Source organism: Pseudomonas trutticola BRTCR10, from assembly GCF_056155105.1.
Window position 1 is genome coordinate 4,076,287 of sequence record NZ_CM149552.1, and the last position, 23,821, is coordinate 4,100,107.

Here is a 23,821-nt window from a genome sequence, read left to right on the forward strand (position 1 = left end):
CACCGCTATATAGTTTTGTATATTGCGAAACCGAAATCGCCAGAATCTGTTTATGTCGTCTTTTACTTTCGTGTGTCCATGAGCGCTATTCGAGTCCGCAACGAACAGTTGATCCTTGCCGCTGCCAGTGAAGAGTTCGCCGCCAAGGGCTTCGACGCCACCCAGACCCGCGACATCGCGGCCCGTGCCGGGGTGCCCAAGGCCAATCTGTATTACTACTTCCAGTCCAAGGAAAACCTTTACAGCAAGGTGCTGTTGGGTTTTGTCGAGCCGCTGCTGGAGGCGTCGGCGGTGCTGCGTGAAAGCGACGATCCGCTGATTGGCTTGCGTGCCTATGTCGCTGCGCGGATTCGTATCGCCCGCGAGCACCCGTCGATTGCCAAGGTGTTCAGCGGTGAATTGTTGCTCGGGGGGCGGCAGTTGCCGGATGAGTGCCGCGATCTGTTGCACGCTGAAGCGCGGCGCAATGTCGAGTGCCTGCGCAGCTGGATCGACCGTGGCTTGCTGGCGCCGGTGGATCCTGAACATTTGATGCTGTTCATTTGGTCGGCGACCCGCACGTATACCAATATCGGCTGGCAGATGGGCCGGATCATGCAGCGCGAGGTGCCGCTGGATGAGGACTATCAAACAGCGGCAGAGACGATTACGCGAATGGTGCTGGAGGGTGTGGTGGTGACACCGCGGGTTGGGGAAATTCGTGGGGTTTTGTTTGCTACTTGAGGGGATTGGGGACTGCTGCGTAGCCATCGGGCGGTGCGACGTTCCGCTAAATCCCCTCGCCACAGCGTCAGGGCATGTGGTCCAAAGGAATCCCACGATTGCCGTTGGTGCGTTGGTACCAGGCTTGCAAAACGTCGGGCAGACGTCCTTTCCATTTCGCAGCGTTGGTGTAATAGCGCATTCGCTCCTGACCGTTTGCTCCGTAGGTCAGCATGATGATCCAGAAACGCTGATCGGTTGTGCTCATCATGATGCCGGTGCCGCCCAGGCCTCGCATCCACATTTCCACGACCTGACTGCCCGGTATATCGGTTGAGGGATCACCGATATGCAAATTGCCGGAGAACTCCACCAGCTTTTGATAATCATCCTTGAGCAAAGCGTGCAGGATCTGATTTTCTTCAGGGTTGCGCGCCAGACCAAGGCTGAGCATGTCGTAATCGAGCGTCAGTGGTTGCTCCGAGGCGACGTAAGTGCCGGCGTAAAACACGCCCATTCCGGCGCCGCAGTCGGCATCGGAGCCGGCTTGCGAGATGTTCAGTACGCCGTTCAGGGGGGTGAAACTCAACGCGCACTCGCCTTCTACGTAATGTGCTTCGCCGTCCTTGAGTTCAGCGGTGCCGTCGAGGTCGCCGGAGTTGGCCCCCTCTCCCGCCGCGATATCAAACGTAATGTGCGCAGCGTCGCGGCGATGCGTGGTCAGCGTGGCTGCCGTTGATGTTCGAGAAGGAATGAGTTGCCAGGTCGCATCCCAACTGAACGGCTGAACAGCATGCTCCAGTTCGGCCAGACGCATCACATACTGACGGCGCAAACAGGCAGTCAGCGCGCCACAGGCGTTGCGGCTCTTCAGCCACTGCCGTTGATCAGTCTTGAGCGCCTTGGCATCGGGAACCTTGGCCAGAGTAGAACCCCAGCGTTCGGCGAGTTGCTCATCCAGTTGCGACAGATATGGATCGGCGCAAATGGCTTTTTCGGTTTTACTCGAAGCACTGGCGCAATCGAAACTGCTGGCGTGGGTGGCGCAGGCAAACGCGAGGGTGGTCAGCGCCAAGGCATGACGGAGGGTGAAAACGGGCATCGACAGAATCCATTCTTCAAACGGCGGGCAGTATGCCAGTGCTGCTGACGAAAATCCTCGCTGGACACAAAGGTTTCAGCCGCCGCAGATCCCTGTGGGAGCGGGCTTGCCCGCGAAGACGTCCGGTCAGGCAAATCCTCGGTAACTGGCACTCCGCCTCCGTGAGCAAGCCCACTCCCACAGGCAATCGGGGGTTAGAACGCAATGTCTGCGCCAGGTTTGACATCGATCCGCGCCACAGAGCCGGTGAGGTGTGCCAGATCCTTGTTGTGTTCGGCGATGATGTCTTCGGCACTCATGTTGCCGTTGTCGAGGGTGGAATGCGCATCCGCGACGAGCACCACGTCGTACCCCAACTGATGGGCCTGACGCACGGTGGCGTTGACGCAATAATCGGTTTGCAGACCGCAGATCACCAATCGCTCGAAATCTTCGGTCGGCAGCAATTTGCGCAGGTCGGTCTGGTAGAACGAATCCGGGGTGGTTTTGCTTACGCGCAGATCTTGCGGGGATGTCTCCAAACCTACGGCCAGTTGCCAGCCATCGGCACCATGAGCCAGCGGGCTATCTTTTTCCTCATGCTGAATCAGCACCACCGGAACCCCGGCCTTGCGTGCGCGGGTGCTGAGGTCGTTGATGGTGTCGATCACACGGTGGATGTCGTGACACTGGTATTCGCCCGAGCACAGGGCGCGCTGGACGTCGATGATCAGTAATGCGGTGGTCATGATGAGCCTTCCTTGATCATTCCTTGAGACAGGGACGGACTGGCGTCCGCCCCCTTTTTTACGCCTCTCAGTAACCCAATGACAACCCGGTATTGCGCCGTGGATCGTTGGCGCCGTAGAAACGGTTTTTGCCGACCGGTTTACCCCCCAGCGACGGCGCGCCCACCAGGATCGCGGCAATGTGGTTGGCGTCCTGCGGACCGGCGAACTTGTGGCCCCAGCTTTCGAGGATCTTCCGGGTATCCGGGCTGGCGGCGAAGTCTTCTAGGTTGGTTTCTTCCGGCATCCACTGTTGGTGGAAGCGTGGCGCATCGACCGCTTCCTGCAAGCCCATGCCGTAGTCGATGACATTGAGCATGGTCAGCAAGGTGGCGGTGATGATGCGGCTACCGCCCGGGGTGCCGACTACCATGACCACTTTGCCGTCCTTGGTGACGATGGTCGGGCTCATCGACGACAGCGGCGCCTTGCCCGGAGCAATGGCATTGGCTTCGCCTTGCACCAGCCCGTACATGTTCGGCACGCCGACCTTGGAGGTGAAGTCGTCCATTTCGTCATTGAGGATCACCCCGGTCTTGCTCGCCATCACGCCTGCGCCGAACCAGTCGTTGAGGGTGTAGGTGACGGAGACTGCATTGCCCCACTTGTCAACGATCGAATAGTGCGTGGTGTTGCTGCCTTCGTGGGGCGCGACGCCGGGTTTCAGCTCGGCCGAGACGCCAGCCTTTTGTGGCTGGATCGCGTCACGCAGCTTGGTCGCGTAGTTCTTGTCGAGCAGGTGCTCGATCGGGTTTTTCACAAAATCCGGATCGCCGAGATAGCTGTTGCGATCGACATAAGCGTGACGCATCGCTTCGATCTGGTAGTGCATGCCCTGGGCCGAATGGAAGCCCAGATCCTTCATCGGATAGCCTTCAAGGATGTTCATGATCTGACAGATCACCACCCCGCCGGAGCTTGGCGGTGGTGCGGAAACTACGTGGTAGCCACGGTAATCGCATTCCACCGGGGCCAGTTCACGGGTTTTGTATTTGTCGAGGTCGGCCTGGGTGATGATGCCTTTGTTGGCCTGACTGGAGGTGACGATGGCGTCGGCGACCCAGCCTTTGTAGAAACCGTCGGCACCTTTTTCAGAGATGGTGCGCAGGGTTTTTGCCAGGTCTTTCTGCACCAGTTTCTGCCCGACCTGCATTGGCTCACCATTACTCAGGAAGATCGAACCGGAATCGCGGATGTCCTTTTTGAACACATCCGTAGCGTATTCGAGCAGTTCGACATCCCCCTGCTGCAACTCGAAACCGTCTTCAGCCAATTTGATCGCCGGGGCGATCATCTCCTTGCGCTGTTTGGTGCCGTACTTGCTCAGCGCCAGTTCCATGCCGGACACGGTGCCCGGCACGCCAACCGCCAGATGGCCACGGGTGCTGAGGTCCGGTATGACGTTGCCGTCCTTGTCGAGGTACATGTTGGCCGTCGCGGCCAGCGGGGCTTTTTCACGGAAGTCGAGGAAGGTCTTGCGCCCGTCTGCCAGTTGAATGGTCATGAATCCGCCGCCACCCAGGTTGCCCGCTGCGGGATAAACCACCGCCAGCGCATAACCCACCGCGACCGCCGCATCGACGGCGTTACCGCCGTGTTTCAACACATCGACGCCCACATGCGTGGCCAGATGTTGCGCGGTGACCACCATGCCGTTTTCCGCCGCAACCGGTGCCACCGAGGCAGCGTGAGCCATGAGACAGCTGAGTGCCAGTGAGGTCGCTATCAGCGATTTGGCCAAAGGTTCGTACTTCATGAGTCGATCTCTTTTTTTTGTTTTCAGGGTCTGTGCAAAACAGAGGGGAACGCTTCAAGAGCAACAAGCAGTATGGTCGGCTTTACGGTTTGCGCCTCCCCGATCAGCCAGTATGCTGGGCGTCGTTACCGTGCCGATCCGGAGTTCTTCCCGATGCCCTACACGTTCATCACCCTGCCCTCGCCGGTCGGCGAGCTGAAGCTGGTCGCGAACGGTTCACGACTGGCGGCCATCCTCTGGGAAAACGACAAACCGAACCGCGTGCGTCTGGGGCCGATGAGTGAGGCACCGGATAATCCGGTCCTGATCAACACAGCACGACAGCTGGAAGAATATTTTGCCGGGACGCGCAATTGCTTCGATCTGGAACTGGATTTTGCCGGCACCGATTTTCAGAAAAAGGTGTGGGCGGCGTTGCTGACCATTCCTTTTGGGGAGACTCGCACATACAGCCAGATTGCCGAGCAGATCGGCAATCCGAGTGCGGTGCGCGCAGTGGGAGCGGCGAACGGACGGAATCCGATTTCGATAGTCGCGCCGTGCCATCGGGTCATCGGGGCGTCGGGGAAATTGACCGGGTTTGCCGGGGGGCTTGAAGCGAAGGAGCGGTTGTTGAGGCTAGAGGGTAGCCAGTGGTCGGAGGTAGGTCGAACGGGGGATCTGTTTTAGCCTCCGCGTTTGTGGCGAGGGAGCTTGCTCCCGCTCCAGTGCGCAGCACTGGCAAAATCTTGGGGCCGCTGCGCAGCCCAGCGGGAGCAAGCTCCCTCGGCACAATGATATTCAGTCGGTAAACAGATTATTCATCGCCGCGTATTGCAGCAGCATGATGGTCTTGGCATCGCAGATCTCACCGCGCTGGAACGCCGCCAATGCCTCGTCAAACCCCCACTCCAGCACTTCCAGCTCTTCAGTCTCTTCTTCCAGACCGCCACCGTTGCCGACTTTCGACGCCGAGTCGTACTCGGCAATGAAGAAGTGCAGTTTCTCAGTGACCGAACCGGGGCTCATGTAAGCCTCGAACACCTTCTTGACGTCGTGCACGCGATAGCCGGTTTCCTCTTCGGCTTCATCACGAATACGTTGCTCCGGCGCAGCACCTTCCAGCAACCCCGCCGCCACTTCGATCAACAGGCCGTCATGGCCATTGACGAACACCGGCAGGCGGAACTGGCGGGTCAGCACCACTGAACGCTTTTCGCGATTGAACAGCAGAATCGCCGCGCCATTGCCTCGGTCATACACCTCGCGGGTCTGGCGCTGCCACTCGCCGTTATTGCGGTGATAGTCAAAGGTGACTTTCTTCAACAGATACCAGTCGTGGGACAACACCTCGGTATCGATGATGTTGACCCGCTCGGCTGTGTTGGACATGACGCCTGATCCTTTTGTCATCAGAAAGCGTCCATAGTCGATCAATCGAACCCACAAAAAAAGCCCGGCAGCGCTACCGGGCTTTTTATTGGCGATTAACGGGCCATGTGCGACAGCGTTTCATCCACTGCTGGCGTGCTTGCCTGCACGCCCGTGATCAGCGGGCCGTAGCGCCGACTGAACTCCCAGTTGTACGGCACACGATCCTTGCTGACGCCGTTGTCCCAGTTCACCGACCAGGTCATCAGGCCTTTGATCAGGTGCCCTTTGATCGCCAGCCGTTTGAGCACATTGCCGACGACGGTCTTGTCGATCACATAACCGGTGGCGGCAGCGTCGACGTTGGCGGGCAGGCCGATGACGAACTTGTCCGCCGCGATCTTCGTGAACCCTCGAGTGCCGGTCACCAGACTTTCGGTCAGGTAATAGAGGAAATCCTCTTTCAGCGCATCGTTGTTCTGCGCGATCCACGCGCCGGCGCCGTTGTTGGCCTCCGGCACCCAGACCCCGTCGCCACCCTGATTGTAGAACTGCGGTGCGATGAAATCGTAGTAGCCTTCCAGCGCTTGCAGGTAACCGACGTACTTGCCGTTGCTGGTGAGGTACGGAAACTCCGGGGCCATGCTGATGATGAAGTGCTTGCCCTGGCCGGCGTAGTGATCCTTGACCAGTTTCAGCGCAGCCGGGAGCACGGTCTTGTTGGCGGCGAAATCAATCGCGCTCTGTTCAAGATCGATGTCCAGACCATCGAAGCCGTAGGTTTCCACCAGGCGGATGATTTCATTGGCCAGTGGTTGCTCCTGACCGCTGCGCAACTCGATGTGCGCATCGGCGCCCCCCAGGGAAATCAGCACCGCCCGCCCCTGACTGTTGAGCACGCCGACCTGGCGGCGAAACTCGGCATCGGAAACGTTGAACGGCTTGAAGGTCGGAATCCCGCTGCCTTTCATGAAGGCCACGGCGACGACGTTGTATTCCTTGGGTACATCCTCCAGCGCGATGCTGGCAAACCGGCCCTGCCGATAGCCGTCGCTGGGTCCCGCCGGCCAGTTGTGCCAGAAGCCCATGAGGATCTTTTTGCCGGCGATGCTCGGCATCAGCGAAGCCGCATCGGTCGCCGCATTCTGCAATAAAGTGAAGTCGATTTTTGACATGTTCTAATCCTTCAGAACGTGTGGATTGGGCGACGCTGCGCCGTTATTTGAAGTCGACGTCGAAGGCCTGATAGAAGGCGTTACCGGTGTTGGCAACGATCCACATCAGTACGATGACGTGATGCCCCTTCTTGTTGGCCGGTAGTTTCACTTCGTGATCGACCTTGGCCTTCATCTCACCCGCGTGGCTGTAGTACGGAACCTGAGTGTAGAAGTCTTCGAAAAACGGTTGCGCCTCCAGTTGCGCACGGGTGATGCGCTGCTGCGGATCCCAGCCATCCTTGGTGATCAGCCAGCGGTAGCCACGGGTGGTATGCGCCGCGGTGTACACCCAGTTGACCTTGAGGGTCTGGCCCGCGGTGACGTTGAGCAACGGCCAGGCGAACGGACGATTGAGCTTCTTGCTCATTTCCTCACTGGTGAAGTTCACGCAATCGCGAGCGTCGGACTTGCCGCCACTGAGAATGTAGCCGTCAGTGGGCGGCGTGACGCTGTCACTGTCGCTGCCATAGGGCGCCGGGAACGGCCCGGCCGCCAGTGCCGGAAAGTTCTTGCCGCCTTCCATTTCGTTGACCTGCCAACCGGCCAGCAACCCGAGATCGATGGCCACCGAGCCACGGCTCGCTGGAGAGGTGACGCGACCATGTCGCAGTTGGGTTTCCAGATTTGCCTGATTCATGTTTTTCACTCCGTTGATTTAAGAACTCTCCTTCCCGAGGAGAGGCCTTCAAGCTAACGGAGGGGGATTTTTTGTCCATCGGCGGTTTTGTCGCAGTCTGCCCGGTCACAATTCGCAAAACACCGAAAATACTGGATGGATATACAGCTTATTGCGACAGCTCGCACTCGACGTATAGCCAAAGACGTACACGTCGAAGTTGTGAAATCCCGCATTGTCTACTCATGGCAGTTGTGCTTGAAACTCCTTTTCGTACTGACCGGCCAGCTGCACTTTCTGTTTTTCGTTGAGCAATTTGCCGGCCATCTGGAAGAACTTCTGCTCTTCTTCCTTGAGGTGGTGGTGGACCTTGTCCGAAAGCTTTTTCGCCGTGGCGAGCCACGCCGGACTGGACATCTCGGTCTCGTCCAGCTCTTCCATCATCTCGTCCATTTCGTGGTGCTCGGAAATGGCGTGACGGCTGAGATCGACACCGTTGTCGAACTCCATCAGCGGGATATAGAAGTGACGTTCTTCGGCGGTTTCGTGGGCTTGCAGTTCGGCTTTGAGCTGCTTGTAGGCCTCGACGCGCTCCGGCGTATCGCCACTGGTCTCGATCAGGGCTTTGGCGTAGGTGCGCTGGCGATCATGGCTTTCGCGAAGGGCTTCGAAAATGTTCATGGGGTGTCCTCATCAACCGCGTTCTGGAATGACGCTGTTAAGGCTAGACCGCAGCGCGTGCGCGGCGGTTCCACCGGGTTGCAGCGGGGCTTGGAAGACGCCCCCTGCACAGGATAGGCTGCGGATTCTCACCACAAGGAAGTCATGCATGAACTTGCGCATAGAGCTGTCGCAAAACCCCACCGACGAACAACGCCAAGCCATTCTCCTGCCCCTGATTGCGTATAACGATGCCAAAACGGGGGGCTCAAAGTCAGAACCGTTCGCCCTCATGGTGCGCGATGACCACGACGTGATCCTTGGCGGCTTGTATGGCCGTGTGATTTTTCAGTGGATGTTCATTGAGTTGCTGTCAGTGCCCGAACAGGGCCGGGGACGGGGCATTGGCTCGGAACTGATGGCCATGGCCGAAGCGTTGGCCAGAGAGAAGAATTGCCTGGGCATGTGGCTGGACACCTTCGACTTTCAGGCGCCGGGGTTTTATCAGAAGCTGGGGTTCAGCCAGTTTGGTGAAATCGTCGATTATCCGCCGGGGCACAAGCGGCATTTTTTCCAGAAGCGCTTGATGGATTGAATTTGACGGCCCCTTCGCGAGCAGGCTTGCTCCCACCTTGAAATGCATTGCTGTGGGAGCGAGCCTGCTCGCGAAGACGCAAGCCGCCTCAACGCATCATCAAAGGCAAGTCGCCAACGCCGCCAAACGACGCTTGGCCACGAAATCATCCTTCTGCGCGTAGTAACTCAACGCCGTGCCCGACGCCTGCGTGCTGACATCGACAAACGACTCCGCCGAACGCGTGTAGACCGTCGAACCGCCCTTTTTGCCCGGTTGCAGATAAGCCCCGGCATCCACACCGAACACCGCTTCGTCCTGCCACGCGAATTGCACGCACTGGGCGACGACTTTCTCAGGCTTGTCCGAGGTCAGGGTTTTGTAGGGAGTTTTAGTGCGAGCATCGTCCATCACCGAACCCGCGCAACCGGCCAGCACCGTCGCGGCCAGCGCCACCATCAGAATTCGCATTGCATTCGCTCATTCAGAAAAAAGCGGACTGTATCACCGCAGCAGCAGAAATCGTTCTGCTTTACTGCATTTATAGCGCGACACGCGCAGGCCGCTGCGGCAACCTAAGGTCATCAGCCTCACAAGGAAAACCCATGGCGCCTACCGATCAGCGACATGAACACGCTCTGAAACTGTTTCTCGATCAACGCCCCGAATTGCGCGAAACGCTTGATCATCTCAATCCGCTTTTGGCCCAAGCCAAGGGTGAAACCCAGGCGCAGTATCGCGAAGAGCGTCTGCACGAAGCCTTTGAGGAGGAAGCAGAAAGCCTCGGGTTATTCGCCTGGGAACTGACTTTGAAACTGACGGCCGATTCGCCCGAGGAATATCAGGCCCAGCGTCTTGAGGTGCACCGCGAAGTAGCGGAAATGGCCGGCATGGAGTGGCTGGAATACTGCGATCTGTATGGAATAGAACCGTAACCGCCGCTCAAGGAAACAATCGACGATGCTGCCTTCCGCCTCGACTCACCGGGCCAGCCCCGGCCATCTGCACACGCAGAAATGGCGTGGCCGCGTGGGTCTGGCGCTGGTGGCCAGCCTGTCGGTACTGGCCGGGATGACCGACGCCATCGGCTTTATGGCCAGCGGTGATTTCGTCTCGTTCATGAGTGGCAACACCACGCGGCTGGCGGTGGCGATCAGTGATGGCGACCTCGGGCTGACCGTGCGTCTGGTGATTCTTGTCGCGACTTTTATTGCCGGTAATGCCTTGGGCGTGCTTGTCGCGCGCCTCGGCGGACGACGGGCGCTGCCGCTGCTGCTGTGCATCGCCACCCTGCTCTGCGCGGCGGCAGCCTGGCCGTTTGACTCGCAACTACCGGCACTGCTGGCGGCGATCATCGCCATGGGCATGCTCAATGCGTCGGTCGAAGAGGTGAATGGTCTGCCGGTCGGGCTGACCTATGTCACCGGGGCGTTGTCGCGGTTTGGTCGTGGACTGGGCCGGTGGATGCTCGGCGAGCGGCGCAGTGGCTGGCGCGTGCAACTGGTGCCGTGGAGCGGGATGTTTATCGGCGCGATTCTTGGCGCCGTGCTGGAACATCACTTGGGGCTCAAGGCGATGTTCGTCAGTGGTGTGCTGGCGGCGATCATCGGACTGCTCTCTCTGAAAATCCCGCGGCGCTGGCAACTCGGCTATATGCCACGCTGACTGTTACCGAGATTAATTCACTGTGGGCGCGCGTACACAACTTGGGTTTCGCCGCTACCCCGATAAAGCTTTATCATGGCCGCAGTTTTGCTGATCGAGTCCGTCATGAAGTTCGCCATCGCGTTGTTTTCCGCCGCCCATGCGCCCTCCTCGCGCCGTGCCCTGCTGTTTGCGCAAGCTGCGCTGGCCGGCGGGCATGAGATTGTCCGGCTGTTTTTCTATCAGGATGGCGTCTACAACGCCTCCGACGCGGTGGTCACCCCGCAGGATGAACTGGACTTGCCCAAGCAATGGCGCACGTTCATCAGCGAGCAGAAGCTGGATGGCGTGGTGTGCATCGCCGCGGCCCTGCGCCGAGGTGTGCTCAACGACGAAGAAGCCAAACGCTATCAGCGTGAGGCCGTGTCGGTCAGTGCGCCGTGGGAATTGTCCGGCCTCGGTCAGTTGCATGATGCGGTGCAAGACGCCGATCGCCTGATCTGTTTCGGAGGTGCGTGAGATGGCCAAATCCCTGTTGATCATCAGCCGTCAATCGCCATGGTCCGGCCCCGGTGCCCGCGAAGCGCTGGACATCGTGCTGGCCGGCGGCGCCTTCGATCTGCCGATCGGTCTGCTGTTTATGGATGACGGCGTGCTGCAACTGGCCGCTGGGCAGAACGCCAAGGCCTTGCAGCAGAAAGACCTCAGCGCCAACCTGCAAGCACTGCCGATGTTCGGTGTCGAAGAGCTGTTTTACTGCGCCGACAGCGCCAGCGATCGAGGGCTGAAAAACCTCTCGCTGGAGGAAGCACAACCGCTCGCCGCCGAGCAAATCACCGCCCTTATTGACCGTTACGACCAGGTGATCACCCTCTGATGCCGACTTTGCATGTGTTGTCTCATTCCCCGTTCGGCGACGATCGCCTGACCAGTTGCCTGCGTTTGATCGGTAGCGCTGATGCTTTGCTGCTGAGCGGTGACGCGGTTTACGCACTGCAACCGGATACCGCGCCGTTTGCGGCGTTGCAAAGCCGCCAGATAAAACTGTTCGTGCTGGAGGAAGACGTGCAGGCCCGCGCCGTGTCGATTCCGGACTGGGCTGAAGCCATCGATTACCCGGCCTTCGTCGAACTGACGATCCACCACGACAAGGTCAACAGCTGGCTATGAATTCCATGACCGTCGGCGCCCGCGCCATCGAGCTGGACAAGGATGGCTTTCTGGTTGAGCTGAGCGATTGGTCGCCTGACGTCGCCAGCGCCCTCGCTGCCGCCGAAGATATCGAACTGACTGCCGACCACTGGGAAATCCTCGAACTGCTGCGCAGCTTTTACGCAGAGTTCCAGCTGTCCCCGGCGACCCGCCCGCTGATCAAGTACACCGCGCTGAAACTCGGCCCGGACAAAGGCAACAGCCTGCACCTGAACCGACTGTTCAAAGGCACCCCTGCCAAACTCGCCGCGAAACTGGCGGGCCTGCCCAAACCGACGAATTGCTTATGACCGACTTCCCAGCGCTGACCCTCGAAACGCCTGCCGAACATCCGTTCGCCCAATTCGTGCGAATCCTTGGCAAAGGCAAGCGCGGCGCCCGCGATCTGACCCGAGAAGAGGCCCGCGAAGCCATGGGCATGGTGCTCGACGACAAAGTCGAGGACACCCAGCTCGGCGCCTTCCTGATGCTGCTGCGGCACAAGGAAGAAAGCGCCGAGGAAATGGCCGGTTTCACCGAGGCCCTGCGCGCTCGTTTGCAGGCGCCGGCACTGAACGTCGATCTGGACTGGCCGACCTATGCCGGCAAAAAGCGCCATCTGCCGTGGTATCTGCTGGCGGCGAAATGCCTGGCACAGAACGGCGTGCGCATTTTCATGCACGGCGGCGGCGCGCACACCGCCGGGCGCCTGTACACGGAACAGTTGCTGGGAGAGCTGAACATCCCGTTGTGCCGCACCTGGCAGCAGGTCGGCGACGCGCTGGACAACGGTGGCCTCGCGTTTATGCCGCTGATGGACTGGGCGCCACAGCTGCAAAAGATGATCGACCTGCGCAACACCATGGGTTTGCGCTCGCCGATCCACTCGCTGGCGCGGATTCTCAACCCGTTGGGCGCCCGCTGTGGGCTGCAAAGCATCTTCCATCCCGGCTATCAGGCCGTGCACCGTGATGCCAGCGGCTTGCTGGGCGATACCGCGATTGTGGTGAAAGGCGATGGCGGCGAAATCGAGATCAACCCGGATGCCGACAGCCATCTCTACGGTACTCGCGGCGGCGAAAGCTGGGACGAAGAATGGCCACAGCTGTCGGCACAACGCCACGTCAAACCAGCCTCGCTGGACATCGAGCATTTGAAAGCGGTGTGGCGCGGCGAGGTAGTCGACAGCTATCCGCAAATGGCGCTGATCTCGACCATGGCGCTGGCGCTGCGAGGTCTGGGGCAAAGCCGTGAACAGGCTTTCGAAACCGCCGAGCAATACTGGGCCGCGCGGGACAAATCGATTTAACCGATCATTCGCGCCCGATCTTTGCGCTTTTTGTTCGAACTCATCGGAATAGACTCGGCTCCAATGATTATTGGTTCTCAGGAGTCTTGAACATGGGTTTGTTAGTCGATGGCCGCTGGCAGGACAAGTGGTACGAAAGCAGCAAGGATGGAGCGTTCCAGCGCGAACAGGCGAAGCGTCGCCACTGGGTGACCGCTGACGGCCAGCCCGGCCCGAGTGGCGAAGGCGGTTTTGCCGCCGAGGCCGGGCGCTATCACCTTTATGTTTCCCTCGCCTGCCCGTGGGCGCACCGCACGTTGATCCTGCGCAAACTCAAAGGCCTGGAAAGTCTGATCGACGTGTCGGTGGTCAGTTGGCTGATGCTGGAAAACGGCTGGACCTTCGACACGGCGCTCGGCTCGACCGGTGACAAGCTCGACGGTTTTGACTTCATGCATCAGCGCTACACCGCTGACACGGCCGATTACACCGGTCGCGTGACGGTGCCGGTGTTGTGGGACAAGCAGCTCAAACGCATCGTCAGCAATGAATCAGCGGAGATCATCCGCATGTTCAACAGCGCGTTCGATGACTTGACCGGCAACGATCTGGATTTCTACCCGGCGCCGCTGCGCGGTGAGATCGACGCGTTGAACGAGCGGATTTATCCGGCGGTGAACAACGGCGTGTATCGCGCAGGCTTTGCGACTTCGCAACAGGCTTATGAAGAAGCCTTCGACGAAGTGTTTGCCGAACTGGATCATCTGGAGCGGGTGCTTGGTGCCAACCGTTATTTAAGTGGTGAGTACCTGACTGAAGCGGATATTCGCCTGTTCACCACGATCATCCGTTTTGACGCGGTGTATCACGGCCACTTCAAGTGCAACCTGCGGCGGATTGCCGACTATCCGAATCTGTCGAACTGGCTGCGTGAGCTGTATCAGATGCCGGGGATTGGCGAGACGGTGGATTTCCAGCACATCAAAAATCACTACTACGGCAGCCACAAGACCATCAATCCGACGGGCATTGTGCCGAAGGGGCCGGAGCAGGATTTCAGCGTTGCCCATGATCGGGCGCGGTTGGCTGGCAAAGGGGTTTGGCGCCGGGGCTGAGATTTGTACCGTTTTTGAAGGCCCAATCGCTGGCAGGTCGAATCGTCGCACCGCAGCTCCCACAGGGATTTGCGTGATGCTGATGATTGCAGCTTCAACATAAAACCTGTGGGAGCTGGCTTGCCAGCGATTGCGTTCAACCCGGTTTTCAGACTTGCGCCTGAGCCCCTTCAAACCAAGCCAGTTTTTCGCGCAGTTGCACCACTTCCCCAACGATCACCAGCGTCGGCGCATGCACTTCATGCTCCGCCACCAGTCGCGGCAAATCCGCCAGCGTGCCGGTAAAGACCCTCTGATTGACCGTGGTTCCCTGCTGAATCAGCGCCGCCGGGGTATTCGCCGCACGACCGTGCTTGATCAACTGCTCGCAAATCACCGGCAACCCCACCAGGCCCATGTAGAACACCAGCGTCTGCGCCGGGGCGACAAGGTCGGCCCATGGCAGATCGGTGGAACCGTCCTTCAAATGCCCGGTAACGAAGCGCACGGACTGCGCGTAATCACGATGGGTCAGCGGAATTCCGGCATACGCCGCGCAACCGCTGGCCGCCGTAATCCCCGGCACCACCTGGAATGGAATCCCATGCGCGGCCAACTCTTCAATCTCTTCGCCGCCACGGCCGAAAATAAACGGATCACCACCCTTCAACCGCACCACACGCTTGCCGGCCTTGGCCAGATCGACCAGTTGCTGGTTGATCTGATCCTGCGGCACCGCGTGATCGGCGCGACGCTTGCCGACGTAAACCCGCTCGGCATCGCGACGGCACAACTCAAGAATCGCTGGCGCCACCAAGCGGTCGTACAGCACCACGTCGGCTTGCTGCATCAGCCGCAGAGCACGGAACGTCAGCAGATCAGGATCACCCGGGCCGGCGCCGACCAGATACACCTCACCGGTGGTGATTGTCGCTTCGCCATCGATCTTGGCTTGCAGCAGACGCTCGGCTTCGGTGCCCTGCCCGGCCAGTTGCCGGTCAGCAATCGGCCCCTGAAAAACGTCTTCCCAGAACCCGCGACGCTGCTGCACATCCGGAAACAGGTTTTTAACCTGATTGCGGAAACGTGCGGCGAGCCCGGCCAACTGACCGTAGGTCGACGGAATCCAGGTTTCGATCTTGGCGCGAATCAGCCGCGCCAGCACCGGCGCATCGCCACCGCTGGACACCGCAATGATCAGCGGCGAACGGTCGACGATCGCCGGGAAGATCACGCTGCACAACTGCGGCGCGTCGACCACGTTGACCGGCACGCAGCGCCGATGGGCATCACTGGAGACTTGCGCATTCAGCGTTTCATCGTCGGTGGCGGCAATGATCAGCCCGCAACCGTCCAGATCCGCTTCGACGTAACCGCGCAACACGCATTCACCACCTGAGGCGGCGACCAGTTCGCGCAGTTGCGTTTCAATTTCAGGTGCGACCACCCGCAGCAGCGCACCGGCATCGGCCAGCAGGCGGGATTTGCGCAAGGCAATCTCCCCCCCACCGACGACCAACACACGACTGCCGCGCAGGTTGTGAAACAGCGGCAGATATTTCATTTAGCCGATGACCTCAAGGCCACCCATGTACGGCTTCAGTACGTCCGGCACACGGATCGAACCGTCGGCCTGCTGGTAGTTTTCCAGCACGGCAACGAGGGTACGGCCCACCGCCAGGCCGGAACCGTTCAGGGTGTGCACCAGTTCAGGCTTGCCGGTTTCCGGGTTGCGGAAACGCGCCTGCATACGGCGGGCCTGGAAGTCGCCGCAGTTGGAGCACGACGAGATTTCGCGGTACTTGTCCTGGCTCGGAATCCACACTTCCAGATCGTAAGTCTTGACCGCGCCGAAGCCCATGTCGCCGGTGCACAGTGCCAGGGTGCGGTAAGGCAGACCCAGCAGTTGCAGGACTTTCTCGGCGTTGGCGGTCAGGCCTTCCAGCGCTTCCATCGAAGTCGATGGCTCAACGATCTGGACCATTTCAACCTTGTCGAACTGGTGCTGACGGATCATGCCGCGCGTGTCACGGCCCGACGCACCGGCTTCGCTACGGAAGCACGGCGTGTGCGCCACGAACTTGATCGGCAGCAGTTTCGAGTCGACGATTTCGCCGGCAACGATGTTGGTCAGCGACACTTCGGCAGTCGGGATCAGGTACAGATCGGCTTCGCCTTCGCGGGCGATCTTGAACAGGTCTTCTTCGAACTTCGGCAATTGACCGGTGCCTTGCAGCGCCGGGGCCTGAACCAGATAAGGCGTGTAAGCCTCTTCGTAGCCGTGCTCGTTGACGTGCAGGTTGATCATGAACTGCGCCAAAGCGCGGTGCAGACGGGCGATCGGGCCACGCAACAGCGCGAAACGTGCGCCGGAGAGCTTGGCGGCGGTTTCAAAATCCAGCCAGCCGAACTTCTCGCCAAGTGCAACGTGATCTTTGACTTCGAAGTCGAAGGTCGTCGGGGTGCCCCAGCGGCGCACTTCGACGTTGTCGTCTTCATCTTTACCGACCGGAACGGATTCGTGCGGCAGGTTCGGGATGCCCAACAGGATCGAGTCCAGTTCGGTCTGGATCGCGTCCAGCTCGACTTTACCGGCGCTCAACTCACCCGCCATGCGCTCGACGTCCGCCATCAGCGGCGCGATGTCTTCGCCGCGCTGCTTGGCCTGACCGATGGATTTGGAACGCGCATTACGCTCAGCCTGCAGTGCTTCGGTGCGGGTCTGGACGGTCTTGCGCTGTTCTTCCAGCGCTTCGATGCGCGCGGTATCCAGGGCAAAGCCACGGGAAGCCAGGCGGTCCGCTACGTCCTGAAGGTTGCTACGTAACAGTTTGGAATCGAGCATGTCGGTTTCTCGTTATCAAAGTTTGGTCAGGGACAGGCCAGCCCACGTCGCGAGCAGCCCGCCGAATACGCTGAGTGCCGCATAGCCGAGGGCCAGCAACACTTGCCCGCTTTCCAGCAGGCGCACCGTATCCAGTGAAAAGGATGAAAAAGTCGTCAGCCCCCCGAGGAAGCCGACCATCAACCCGGCACGCACCTCGATCGGCACTTCCGGGCGTATCAAAAACAGGCCGTACAACACGCCAATCAGCAGGCAGCCCACGATATTAACGGCCAGCGTCGCGGTATAGAAGTGCCGCGGCCAATTGGCGTTGACCCAATTGCCAGTGGCGAAGCGCAATAATGTGCCGGCAATCCCGCCGACGGAGACCGCTATGATCAATGGAAGCACTATTTTCTCCGCTGTCTTGGGCTTAAACGGTCGAGTTGCGCGAGGTGGTTGAGCTTCTCGCCGATCTTCAACTCAAGGCCTCGGGGCACCGGTTGGTAGAACGGAATCGGCTCGAGTTCTTCCGGAAAATAATCTTCGCCGGCGGCATACGCATCCGGTTCGTCGTGGGCGTAGCGGTATTCGTCGCCGTAGCCCAATTGTTTCATTAGCTTGGTCGGCGCGTTGCGCAGGTGCAACGGTACTTCCAGTGAGCCGTTTTCAGCGGCGGCACGCAGGGCCGTTTTGAAGCCCATGTACACCGCGTTGCTTTTCGGCGCGCAGGCCAGATAGGTAATGGCCTGCGCCACCGCCAACTCGCCTTCCGGGCTACCGAGACGTTCCTGCACTTCCCATGCGGCCAGGCACAGGCTGAGGGCGCGCGGATCGGCATTGCCGATGTCTTCGCTGGCCATGCGCACCACGCGTCGGGCCAGATAAAGCGGATCGCAGCCGCCGTCGATCATCCGCGCAAACCAGTACAGCGCACCGTCGGGGTTGGAGCCGCGCACCGACTTGTGCAGTGCGGAGATCTGGTCGTAGAACGCTTCGCCACCCTTGTCGAAACGCCGACGTGTGTCGCCGAGCAGGCTTTGCAGCAGCTCGGTACCGATCTGGCTGTTGTCTTCGGCCAGGTCCGACGCGTTCTCCAGCAGATTGAGCAGACGCCGGCCGTCGCCATCGGCGGCCGACAGCAGCATTTGGAAGCCTTCGTCGTTGAGCGTCAGGTTGCGCTTGCCTAAGCCGCGCTCTTCGGTGAGGGCGCGGTGCACGAGTTTGCGCAGCGCCGCCTCGTCGAGGCTCTTCAGCACATAGACGCGAGCCCGCGACAACAGCGCGTTGTTCAGTTCAAACGAAGGGTTTTCGGTGGTGGCGCCGATGAAGATCAGCGTGCCGTCTTCAACGTAGGGCAGGAACGCATCCTGCTGAGACTTGTTGAAGCGGTGTACTTCATCGACAAACAGAATCGTACGCTTGCCGTACTGGCCGGCCTGCTGCTTGGCGATTTCAACGGCCTGACGGATCTCCTTGACCCCGGCGAGCACCGCCGAGACCGTTTCAAAGTGTGCATCCGAGACTTCCGCGAGCAACCGCGCCAGTGTGGTCTTGCCCACACCCGGCGGGCCCCAGAAGATCATCGAATGCAGGGCACCCTGCTCCAGCGCTTCACGCAGAGGCTTGCCGCGAGCGAGCACGTGCTCCTGACCGACGTACTCATCCAGATTGGTCGCACGCAAACGCGCGGCCAGTGGCTGAGCAATCGGTGCACTGCGAAACAAATCCATCACGTACCGTTGAAACCTCGAATTTCGAATTTTGTGGAAAACCCTGTGGCGAGGGGATTCATCCCCGATGGGCTGCGAAGCGGCCCCAAAAAAGGTGACTGCTGCGCAGTCAATCGGGGATGAATCCCCTCACCACAAAGGCTCGACCCCACAAATCATATGTTTATTCCTGAATCACGTCCGCACCCTTCGGGATGTCGAACTTGAACTTCGACGCTGGCACCGGCTCGTTGGCCTTGACCCCGGTAAACAGGATGTTGGTGCGCTGGCCGACGCTGTCGATCAGTTGCATGTCGTTGAGCAGACCGTTGCGGAACGACAGGCGCAGGTTGTCGAACAGGGTGTCCTTGGTTTTTGGCTTGAGGGTGAAGTCGATTACACCGCCCGCCTCTTTCGCGCTGATGTCGAAGCTCTGGCTGATCTTCGATACGTCACCGGACAACAGCAGTGCCGGGGTCTGGGTCAGGCGCTCGTCGAGCTTCTTGATGGTGGCTTGCTCAAGATCCGGGTCCCACAGGGTGACTTTCTTGCCGTCGGAAACCATGGTCTGCTCGGCCGGCGCATTGGTGTGCCAGTAGAACAGGCCCGGACGCTGCAGGGTCATGTCGCCGGTGGTTTCCTGCAACTGAGTGCCGCTGCCGTCGAGGGTCAGTTGCGAGAAGTTCGCGCTCAGGGTCTTGGATGTTTCCAGCAATTGGGTCAAACGAGCCACGTCCTTGTCATCGGCGTGGGCCGTGAGTGTGGTCAAAGCCAGTACTGGCAGCAGCATGCGGATAAGACGCATGGGAGTCCTCTTGAATACTCGTTGGGAGAGCGGCGGGACATCATTGTCCCGCCTCTTGCTTTTGCAATCAGTCGCGCACCGGGCCCGGGGCCAGGACTTCACGGGAACCGTTGGTGTTCATCGAGGTGACGACGCCAGCCATTTCCATGGCTTCGATCATCCGGGCGGCGCGGTTGTAGCCGATCTTCAGCTTGCGCTGTACGGCGGAAATCGAGGCACGGCGGCTTTCCAGCACGAACTGTACGGCTTCGTCATACAGTGCGTCGGCTTCCGGATCATCACCATCACCACCGCCGCTGCTGCCTTCAAAGCCGCTGCCCGCCTCTTCGACACCGTTGAGGATGTCATCGTTGTATTCCGGCGCGCCGCGCAGTTTCCACGCTTCGACCACACGGTGGACTTCATCGTCGGAAACGAACGCGCCGTGAACGCGGATCGGCAGGCTGGTGCCCGGTGGCATGTAGAGCATGTCACCGTGACCGAGCAGTTGTTCGGCGCCACCCTGGTCGATGATGGTCCGCGAGTCGATCTTGCTCGACACCTGGAACGCCATACGCGTCGGAATGTTGGCCTTGATCAGACCGGTGATCACGTCCACCGAAGGTCGTTGGGTCGCGAGGATCAAGTGAATACCCGCCGCCCGCGCCTTTTGCGCGATACGGGCGATCAGTTCTTCAACCTTCTTGCCGACGATCATCATCATGTCGGCGAATTCGTCGACCACCACGACGATGGTCGGCAGCTTCTGCAGCAGCGGTGCTTCGTCGTGAATGCTTTCGCGCTTGTACAGCGGATCGCTCAACGGCTCGCCGGCGTCCTGGGCTTCCTTGACCTTGGCGTTGAAGCCGGACAGGTTACGCACGCCCATCTTCGCCATCAGTTTGTAGCGACGTTCCATCTCGGCAACGCTCCAGCGCAAGGCGTTGGCGGCGTCCTTCATGTCGGTCACAACCGGGCAGAGCAAGTGCGGAATGCCTTCGTAGATCGACAGTTCAAGCATTTTCGGGTCGATCATGATCAGCTTGGCGTCTTCCGGGCCAGACTTAAACAGGATCGACAGGATCATCGCGTTCACACCGACCGACTTACCGGAACCGGTCGTACCGGCCACCAGCAAGTGCGGCATCTTCGCCAGGTCGGTGATGACCGGTTTGCCGCCGATGTCGTGGCCCAGCGCCAGAGTGACCGGCGATTTGAAGTTGTCGTACTCGGGCGTCGACAGCACTTCGGAGAAGCGCACGATCTGCCGGTCTTCGTTGGGGATCTCGATACCGACGGTGGTCTTGCCCGGAATCACCTCGACCACTCGCACGCTGGTCACGGCCAGAGAACGTGCAAGGTCTTTGGCGAGGTTGGCGATGCGACTGACCTTGACGCCGGCCGCAGGCTGGATTTCGTAACGGGTAATGACCGGGCCCGGGTGGATCGAATCCACCGTGACCTCGACGCCGAACTCCTTGAGCTTGATCTCCAGCAAGTGGCCGACCGCAGCCAGGGATTCCGGCGAGTAATTGAGTTGTTTCTTTTCCGCAGGATCAAGAATCGAGATCGGCGGCAAGGTGCCTTCCACGGCGCTGTCGACGAACAACGGTGCCTGTTTCTCTTTCTGCACGCGCTTGCTCGGCTCGGGAGCCTTGGCCGGTGCCGGAGCGATGACCGGCGGGACCTGCTTCTCGCGGTCGGACATGTGCTTGCTCAGCGCTTGCTCACGTTCAATCAGGCGTTCTTTGACTTTGGCCTGCTCACGCTTGTCAGTCACCGTCGGGGCGACCACATCGTGCACGCGGTCATCGACTTCACGCAGTTGCGCCACCAGTTGCTTGCGTTCGGTACGCGCCGACCACCAGCGGTTGAGCGCGCCCTGGAACAACTCGAACAGGTCGAGGGTGATTTTGCCGGTGATGTCCATCACCTTGAACCACGACAGGTCGGTGAACACGGTCAGGCCGAACAGGAACAGGGCGATGAACAGCAGCGTGCTGCCCTGAATGTTCAGGGCGTTTTTCGCCAGATCGCCAAGGCTTTCGCCCAGTGCGCCACCGGCACCGGCCGGCAGACCGGTCGCGGCATGAAAATGAATGTGCGCCAGCGCGGCACCGGAGAGCACCAGAAACACCAGACCGATCAGGCGCCAGGAGAACAGCCAGCCGCTCCACTGCCACGGCTCGTGGCGCTGACGGAAGATCTGATACGCCTTGATCGCCAGCAGCAACGGGAAAATGTAGGCGAAGTAGCCGAGCACCATGAACAGGATATCGGCGCTGTAGGAGCCCGCCGGGCCGCCGAAATTCTGCACGTCGTCGATCTTACTGTTATGGCTCCAGCCCGGATCGTCCTTGCCGTAGGTCAGCAACGCCATCATCAGGAACAGGCACAGAGCGCCGATGGCGATCAATGCACCTTCCTTGAGCCGGTAGTGCAACTGTTGGCGCCAGAGCGGAACGACTGTTTTTGGTGCTTCGGTGGATTTCTTCAAAACGCTACTTTTCCTGCGCCGAGGCGCGTCCATCTATTGAATGACGATAAAAAACTGCCCAATCCAGGCAGGTAAAAAAGTTAACGGGTGCAACTGAGACTACTTTTAACACTGCGCTCAGGGTTTTATAAACACGGCGCGCGGCGAATATTCTGTAACAGCCCGGCATTGTACGGGTTTGTGCGCTTGATGCCATGCTTCAAACCCCAGTGTTGAGCATAGCCAAGCCGACAAGACCTGCGGTTCAATTTGAGCATGCATTACCTTTTGTGACAAAGGCTTATGAGGTGTATTTGATGAACGCAGCGAAGCATTCACGCCTGATCATTCTCGGCTCCGGCCCGGCCGGTTACAGCGCCGCCGTATACGCCGCCCGCGCCAACCTCAAACCCGTGGTGATTACCGGGTTGCAGGCCGGCGGCCAGCTCACCACCACGGTCGAAGTCGACAACTGGCCCGGCGACGTCGAAGGCCTCACGGGCCCGGTGCTGATGGAACGCATGCAGAAACACGCTGAACGCTTTGCCACAGAGATCGTTTACGACCACATCCACACCGCCAAGTTGCAGCAGCGCCCGTTCGAACTCATTGGCGACAGCGGCACTTACACCTGCGATGCCCTGATCATTGCCACCGGTGCTTCGGCGCAATACCTCGGCCTGCCATCGGAGGAAGCCTTCGCCGGCAAAGGCGTTTCCGCCTGTGCGACCTGTGACGGCTTCTTTTACCGCAATCAGGTGGTCGCGGTGGTCGGCGGCGGCAACACTGCCGTCGAGGAAGCACTGTACTTGTCCAACATCGCCAAAGAAGTCCACCTGATCCATCGCCGCGACAAATTACGTTCGGAGAAAATCCTTCAGGACAAACTCTTCGAGAAAGCCGCCACCGGCAATGTGCGCCTGCACTGGAACCAGAATCTCGATGAAGTGCTTGGCGATGCCAGCGGCGTCACTGGCGCGCGTTTGCGTGACAGCCACACCGGCGAAACCCGTGAACTGGCGCTGGCCGGCGTGTTCATCGCCATCGGTCACAAACCCAACACCGACCTGTTCGAGGGCCAGTTACCGATGCGCGACGGCTATCTGCTGATCAAGGGCGGCAGCGACGGCGACGCCACGTCCACCGCGATCCTCGGCGTGTTTGCCGCCGGCGACGTCGCCGACCATGTTTATCGCCAGGCAGTGACCTCAGCCGGTGCCGGCTGCATGGCGGCGCTGGATGCAGAGAAGTATCTGGACGACATTCCGGTCATTTAACGGCACACTTTATCGCGGGCAAACAGCCCGCACCGCCCTCCCCTTCTGCAAGCCTGGATGCCATGCTGACTTGGTTACAACGCAACTCCCTGACTTTTCCTCCACTGGAAAAGGCCATGCGCGACCCCAACGGATTGCTCGCCGCAGGTGGCGATCTGTCCGCCGATCGTCTGATTCAGGCTTATCGCCATGGCTGCTTTCCGTGGTTTTCCGAAGGCCAGCCAATTCTCTGGTGGTCGCCGGATCCCCGCACGGTTTTGTTTCCCGACGAACTGCACGTCTCACGCAGCCTGAGCAAACTGCTGCGCAAGGAGCGCTACCAAGTCACCTTCGATCAGGACTTTGAAGCGGTGATCCGTGCCTGCGCTGCGCCCAGGGATTACGCCGACGGCACCTGGATCACCGAAGCCATGCAGAACGCCTACGTTGAACTGCATCGTCGCGGCTTCGCCCATTCTGTCGAAGTCCGGGATCAGGGCGAATTGGTCGGCGGTCTGTACGGGCTGGCGATGGGGCAGCTGTTTTTTGGTGAGTCGATGTTCAGCCGCGCCGACAATGCCTCCAAATATGGCTTTGCCACACTGGTGCGGCATCTGAAGGACTCGGGTTTTGTGCTGATCGACTGTCAGATGCCAACCGACCATCTGCACAGCCTCGGCGCTCGGGCGATTCCCCGCCTCGAATTCGCCAACTATCTGGCCCGACATCTGGATCAACCCAATCACGCCACCTGGGTTTGCTGAGCGACTTTTGCGCGCGTGGCTTACACTTAATTCACCAGCTTATC

General features: G+C 59.7%; 26 protein-coding genes and 1 pseudogene. 13 read left to right on the forward strand and 14 right to left on the reverse strand.

The window, feature by feature from the left end:
• Nucleotides 1-78 precede the first annotated feature (78 nt).
• Nucleotides 79-723 (forward strand): TetR family transcriptional regulator C-terminal domain-containing protein, encoded by a 645-nt coding sequence (locus ACVVH8_RS18470; protein ID WP_475225482.1) that lies wholly within the window; start codon nucleotides 79-81, stop codon nucleotides 721-723.
• A 67-nt stretch (nucleotides 724-790) separates the two neighbouring features.
• On the opposite strand, the gene ACVVH8_RS18475 is transcribed toward ACVVH8_RS18470, so the two are convergent.
• From ACVVH8_RS18475 to ggt, 3 genes are all read right to left on the reverse strand, one after another.
• Entirely contained in the window at nucleotides 791-1,804 is a 1,014-nt protein-coding gene (locus ACVVH8_RS18475) for a lysozyme inhibitor LprI family protein (RefSeq protein ID WP_475225484.1), read from the reverse strand.
• 194 nt (nucleotides 1,805-1,998) lie between these two features.
• Complete coding sequence (locus tag ACVVH8_RS18480; protein ID WP_212809426.1) at nucleotides 1,999-2,532, reverse strand: cysteine hydrolase family protein; 534 nt, start codon at nucleotides 2,530-2,532, stop codon at nucleotides 1,999-2,001.
• A gap of 67 nt (nucleotides 2,533-2,599) precedes the next feature.
• Nucleotides 2,600-4,327, reverse strand: coding sequence for a gamma-glutamyltransferase (ggt, locus tag ACVVH8_RS18485; RefSeq protein WP_475225487.1), 1,728 nt, complete (start codon nucleotides 4,325-4,327; stop codon nucleotides 2,600-2,602).
• 153 nt (nucleotides 4,328-4,480) lie between these two features.
• Between ggt and ACVVH8_RS18490 the strand changes: the two genes are divergently transcribed.
• Nucleotides 4,481-4,996, forward strand: a complete 516-nt coding sequence (locus ACVVH8_RS18490) for a methylated-DNA--[protein]-cysteine S-methyltransferase (RefSeq protein ID WP_315448912.1) — start codon at nucleotides 4,481-4,483, stop codon at nucleotides 4,994-4,996.
• Nucleotides 4,997-5,107: 111 nt separating this feature from the next.
• Here the strand turns inward: ACVVH8_RS18490 and ACVVH8_RS18495 are convergent, their stop codons facing one another.
• The 4 genes and pseudogenes from ACVVH8_RS18495 to ACVVH8_RS18510 all read right to left on the reverse strand — a co-directional run bounded on the left by ACVVH8_RS18495 (nucleotide 5,108) and on the right by ACVVH8_RS18510 (nucleotide 8,191).
• Nucleotides 5,108-5,698 carry an NUDIX domain-containing protein gene (locus tag ACVVH8_RS18495; protein WP_103306761.1) on the reverse strand — a complete coding sequence of 197 codons (591 nt, stop codon included), beginning with the start codon at nucleotides 5,696-5,698 and terminating at the stop codon, nucleotides 5,108-5,110.
• Between the two features lie 155 nt (nucleotides 5,699-5,853).
• Nucleotides 5,854-6,852: pseudogene (locus ACVVH8_RS18500) on the reverse strand (chitinase); the annotation flags it as partial.
• 43 nt (nucleotides 6,853-6,895) lie between these two features.
• Complete coding sequence (locus ACVVH8_RS18505; protein ID WP_212809432.1) at nucleotides 6,896-7,531, reverse strand: lytic polysaccharide monooxygenase auxiliary activity family 9 protein; 636 nt, start codon at nucleotides 7,529-7,531, stop codon at nucleotides 6,896-6,898.
• Between the two features lie 222 nt (nucleotides 7,532-7,753).
• Complete coding sequence (locus ACVVH8_RS18510) at nucleotides 7,754-8,191, reverse strand: hemerythrin domain-containing protein (RefSeq protein ID WP_315448916.1); 438 nt, start codon at nucleotides 8,189-8,191, stop codon at nucleotides 7,754-7,756.
• 148 nt (nucleotides 8,192-8,339) lie between these two features.
• Here ACVVH8_RS18510 and ACVVH8_RS18515 point away from each other — a divergent pair, with 148 nt between their 5' ends.
• Complete coding sequence (locus ACVVH8_RS18515; RefSeq protein WP_401298828.1) at nucleotides 8,340-8,765, forward strand: GNAT family N-acetyltransferase; 426 nt, start codon at nucleotides 8,340-8,342, stop codon at nucleotides 8,763-8,765.
• A 99-nt stretch (nucleotides 8,766-8,864) separates the two neighbouring features.
• On the opposite strand, the gene ACVVH8_RS18520 is transcribed toward ACVVH8_RS18515, so the two are convergent.
• The gene (locus ACVVH8_RS18520) at nucleotides 8,865-9,215 is read right to left on the reverse strand and encodes a hypothetical protein (protein WP_100845748.1); all 351 of its coding nucleotides are present in this window, start codon (nucleotides 9,213-9,215) and stop codon (nucleotides 8,865-8,867) included.
• A 134-nt stretch (nucleotides 9,216-9,349) separates the two neighbouring features.
• Here ACVVH8_RS18520 and ACVVH8_RS18525 point away from each other — a divergent pair, with 134 nt between their 5' ends.
• From ACVVH8_RS18525 to ACVVH8_RS18560, 8 genes are all read left to right on the forward strand, one after another.
• Nucleotides 9,350-9,679, forward strand: coding sequence for a DUF6388 family protein (locus ACVVH8_RS18525; protein ID WP_103306783.1), 330 nt, complete (start codon nucleotides 9,350-9,352; stop codon nucleotides 9,677-9,679).
• A gap of 25 nt (nucleotides 9,680-9,704) precedes the next feature.
• Nucleotides 9,705-10,409: a YoaK family protein gene (locus ACVVH8_RS18530; RefSeq protein WP_475225490.1), complete on the forward strand. Its 705-nt coding sequence runs from the start codon at nucleotides 9,705-9,707 to the stop codon at nucleotides 10,407-10,409.
• A gap of 105 nt (nucleotides 10,410-10,514) precedes the next feature.
• On the forward strand, nucleotides 10,515-10,907 hold the full coding sequence (gene tusD / locus ACVVH8_RS18535; protein ID WP_315448924.1) for a sulfurtransferase complex subunit TusD: 393 nt from the start codon (nucleotides 10,515-10,517) through the stop codon (nucleotides 10,905-10,907).
• Between the two features lies 1 nt (nucleotide 10,908).
• Entirely contained in the window at nucleotides 10,909-11,265 is a 357-nt protein-coding gene (tusC, locus tag ACVVH8_RS18540; protein WP_475225492.1) for a sulfurtransferase complex subunit TusC, read from the forward strand.
• Nucleotides 11,265-11,558 carry a sulfurtransferase complex subunit TusB gene (gene tusB, locus ACVVH8_RS18545; RefSeq protein ID WP_475225494.1) on the forward strand — a complete coding sequence of 98 codons (294 nt, stop codon included), beginning with the start codon at nucleotides 11,265-11,267 and terminating at the stop codon, nucleotides 11,556-11,558. The genes tusC and tusB overlap by 1 nt, the downstream gene beginning before the upstream one ends.
• Nucleotides 11,555-11,890, forward strand: a complete 336-nt coding sequence (locus ACVVH8_RS18550) for a TusE/DsrC/DsvC family sulfur relay protein (RefSeq protein ID WP_212809439.1) — start codon at nucleotides 11,555-11,557, stop codon at nucleotides 11,888-11,890. Before tusB ends, ACVVH8_RS18550 begins: the two co-directional genes overlap by 4 nt.
• Nucleotides 11,887-12,888, forward strand: coding sequence for a glycosyl transferase family protein (locus ACVVH8_RS18555; RefSeq protein WP_315448929.1), 1,002 nt, complete (start codon nucleotides 11,887-11,889; stop codon nucleotides 12,886-12,888). Before ACVVH8_RS18550 ends, ACVVH8_RS18555 begins: the two co-directional genes overlap by 4 nt.
• 92 nt (nucleotides 12,889-12,980) lie before the next feature.
• Nucleotides 12,981-13,982: a glutathione S-transferase family protein gene (locus tag ACVVH8_RS18560; RefSeq protein WP_475225496.1), complete on the forward strand. Its 1,002-nt coding sequence runs from the start codon at nucleotides 12,981-12,983 to the stop codon at nucleotides 13,980-13,982.
• A gap of 148 nt (nucleotides 13,983-14,130) precedes the next feature.
• On the opposite strand, the gene cysG is transcribed toward ACVVH8_RS18560, so the two are convergent.
• The 6 genes from cysG to ACVVH8_RS18590 form a co-directional block, all read right to left on the reverse strand.
• On the reverse strand, nucleotides 14,131-15,525 hold the full coding sequence (gene cysG, locus ACVVH8_RS18565; RefSeq protein WP_475225498.1) for a siroheme synthase CysG: 1,395 nt from the start codon (nucleotides 15,523-15,525) through the stop codon (nucleotides 14,131-14,133).
• Nucleotides 15,526-16,806, reverse strand: coding sequence for a serine--tRNA ligase (gene serS, locus ACVVH8_RS18570; protein ID WP_212809447.1), 1,281 nt, complete (start codon nucleotides 16,804-16,806; stop codon nucleotides 15,526-15,528).
• 15 nt (nucleotides 16,807-16,821) lie between these two features.
• Nucleotides 16,822-17,196, reverse strand: coding sequence for a fluoride efflux transporter CrcB (gene crcB / locus ACVVH8_RS18575; RefSeq protein ID WP_103306776.1), 375 nt, complete (start codon nucleotides 17,194-17,196; stop codon nucleotides 16,822-16,824).
• Nucleotides 17,196-18,518, reverse strand: coding sequence for a replication-associated recombination protein A (locus ACVVH8_RS18580; protein ID WP_475225501.1), 1,323 nt, complete (start codon nucleotides 18,516-18,518; stop codon nucleotides 17,196-17,198). The genes crcB and ACVVH8_RS18580 overlap by 1 nt, the downstream gene beginning before the upstream one ends.
• Before the next feature lie 163 nt (nucleotides 18,519-18,681).
• Nucleotides 18,682-19,302, reverse strand: a complete 621-nt coding sequence (gene lolA, locus ACVVH8_RS18585; protein WP_008087013.1) for an outer membrane lipoprotein periplasmic chaperone LolA — start codon at nucleotides 19,300-19,302, stop codon at nucleotides 18,682-18,684.
• Nucleotides 19,303-19,369: 67 nt separating this feature from the next.
• Entirely contained in the window at nucleotides 19,370-21,811 is a 2,442-nt protein-coding gene (locus ACVVH8_RS18590) for a DNA translocase FtsK (protein WP_166223936.1), read from the reverse strand.
• A gap of 263 nt (nucleotides 21,812-22,074) precedes the next feature.
• Between ACVVH8_RS18590 and trxB the strand changes: the two genes are divergently transcribed.
• Together trxB and aat are read left to right on the forward strand one after the other, a co-directional pair.
• Nucleotides 22,075-23,034: a thioredoxin-disulfide reductase gene (trxB, locus tag ACVVH8_RS18595; RefSeq protein ID WP_475225503.1), complete on the forward strand. Its 960-nt coding sequence runs from the start codon at nucleotides 22,075-22,077 to the stop codon at nucleotides 23,032-23,034.
• 62 nt (nucleotides 23,035-23,096) lie between these two features.
• A complete protein-coding gene (gene aat, locus ACVVH8_RS18600; protein ID WP_315448940.1) occupies nucleotides 23,097-23,777 on the forward strand; it encodes a leucyl/phenylalanyl-tRNA--protein transferase in 681 nt (226 codons plus the stop codon).
• Nucleotides 23,778-23,821 lie beyond the last annotated feature (44 nt).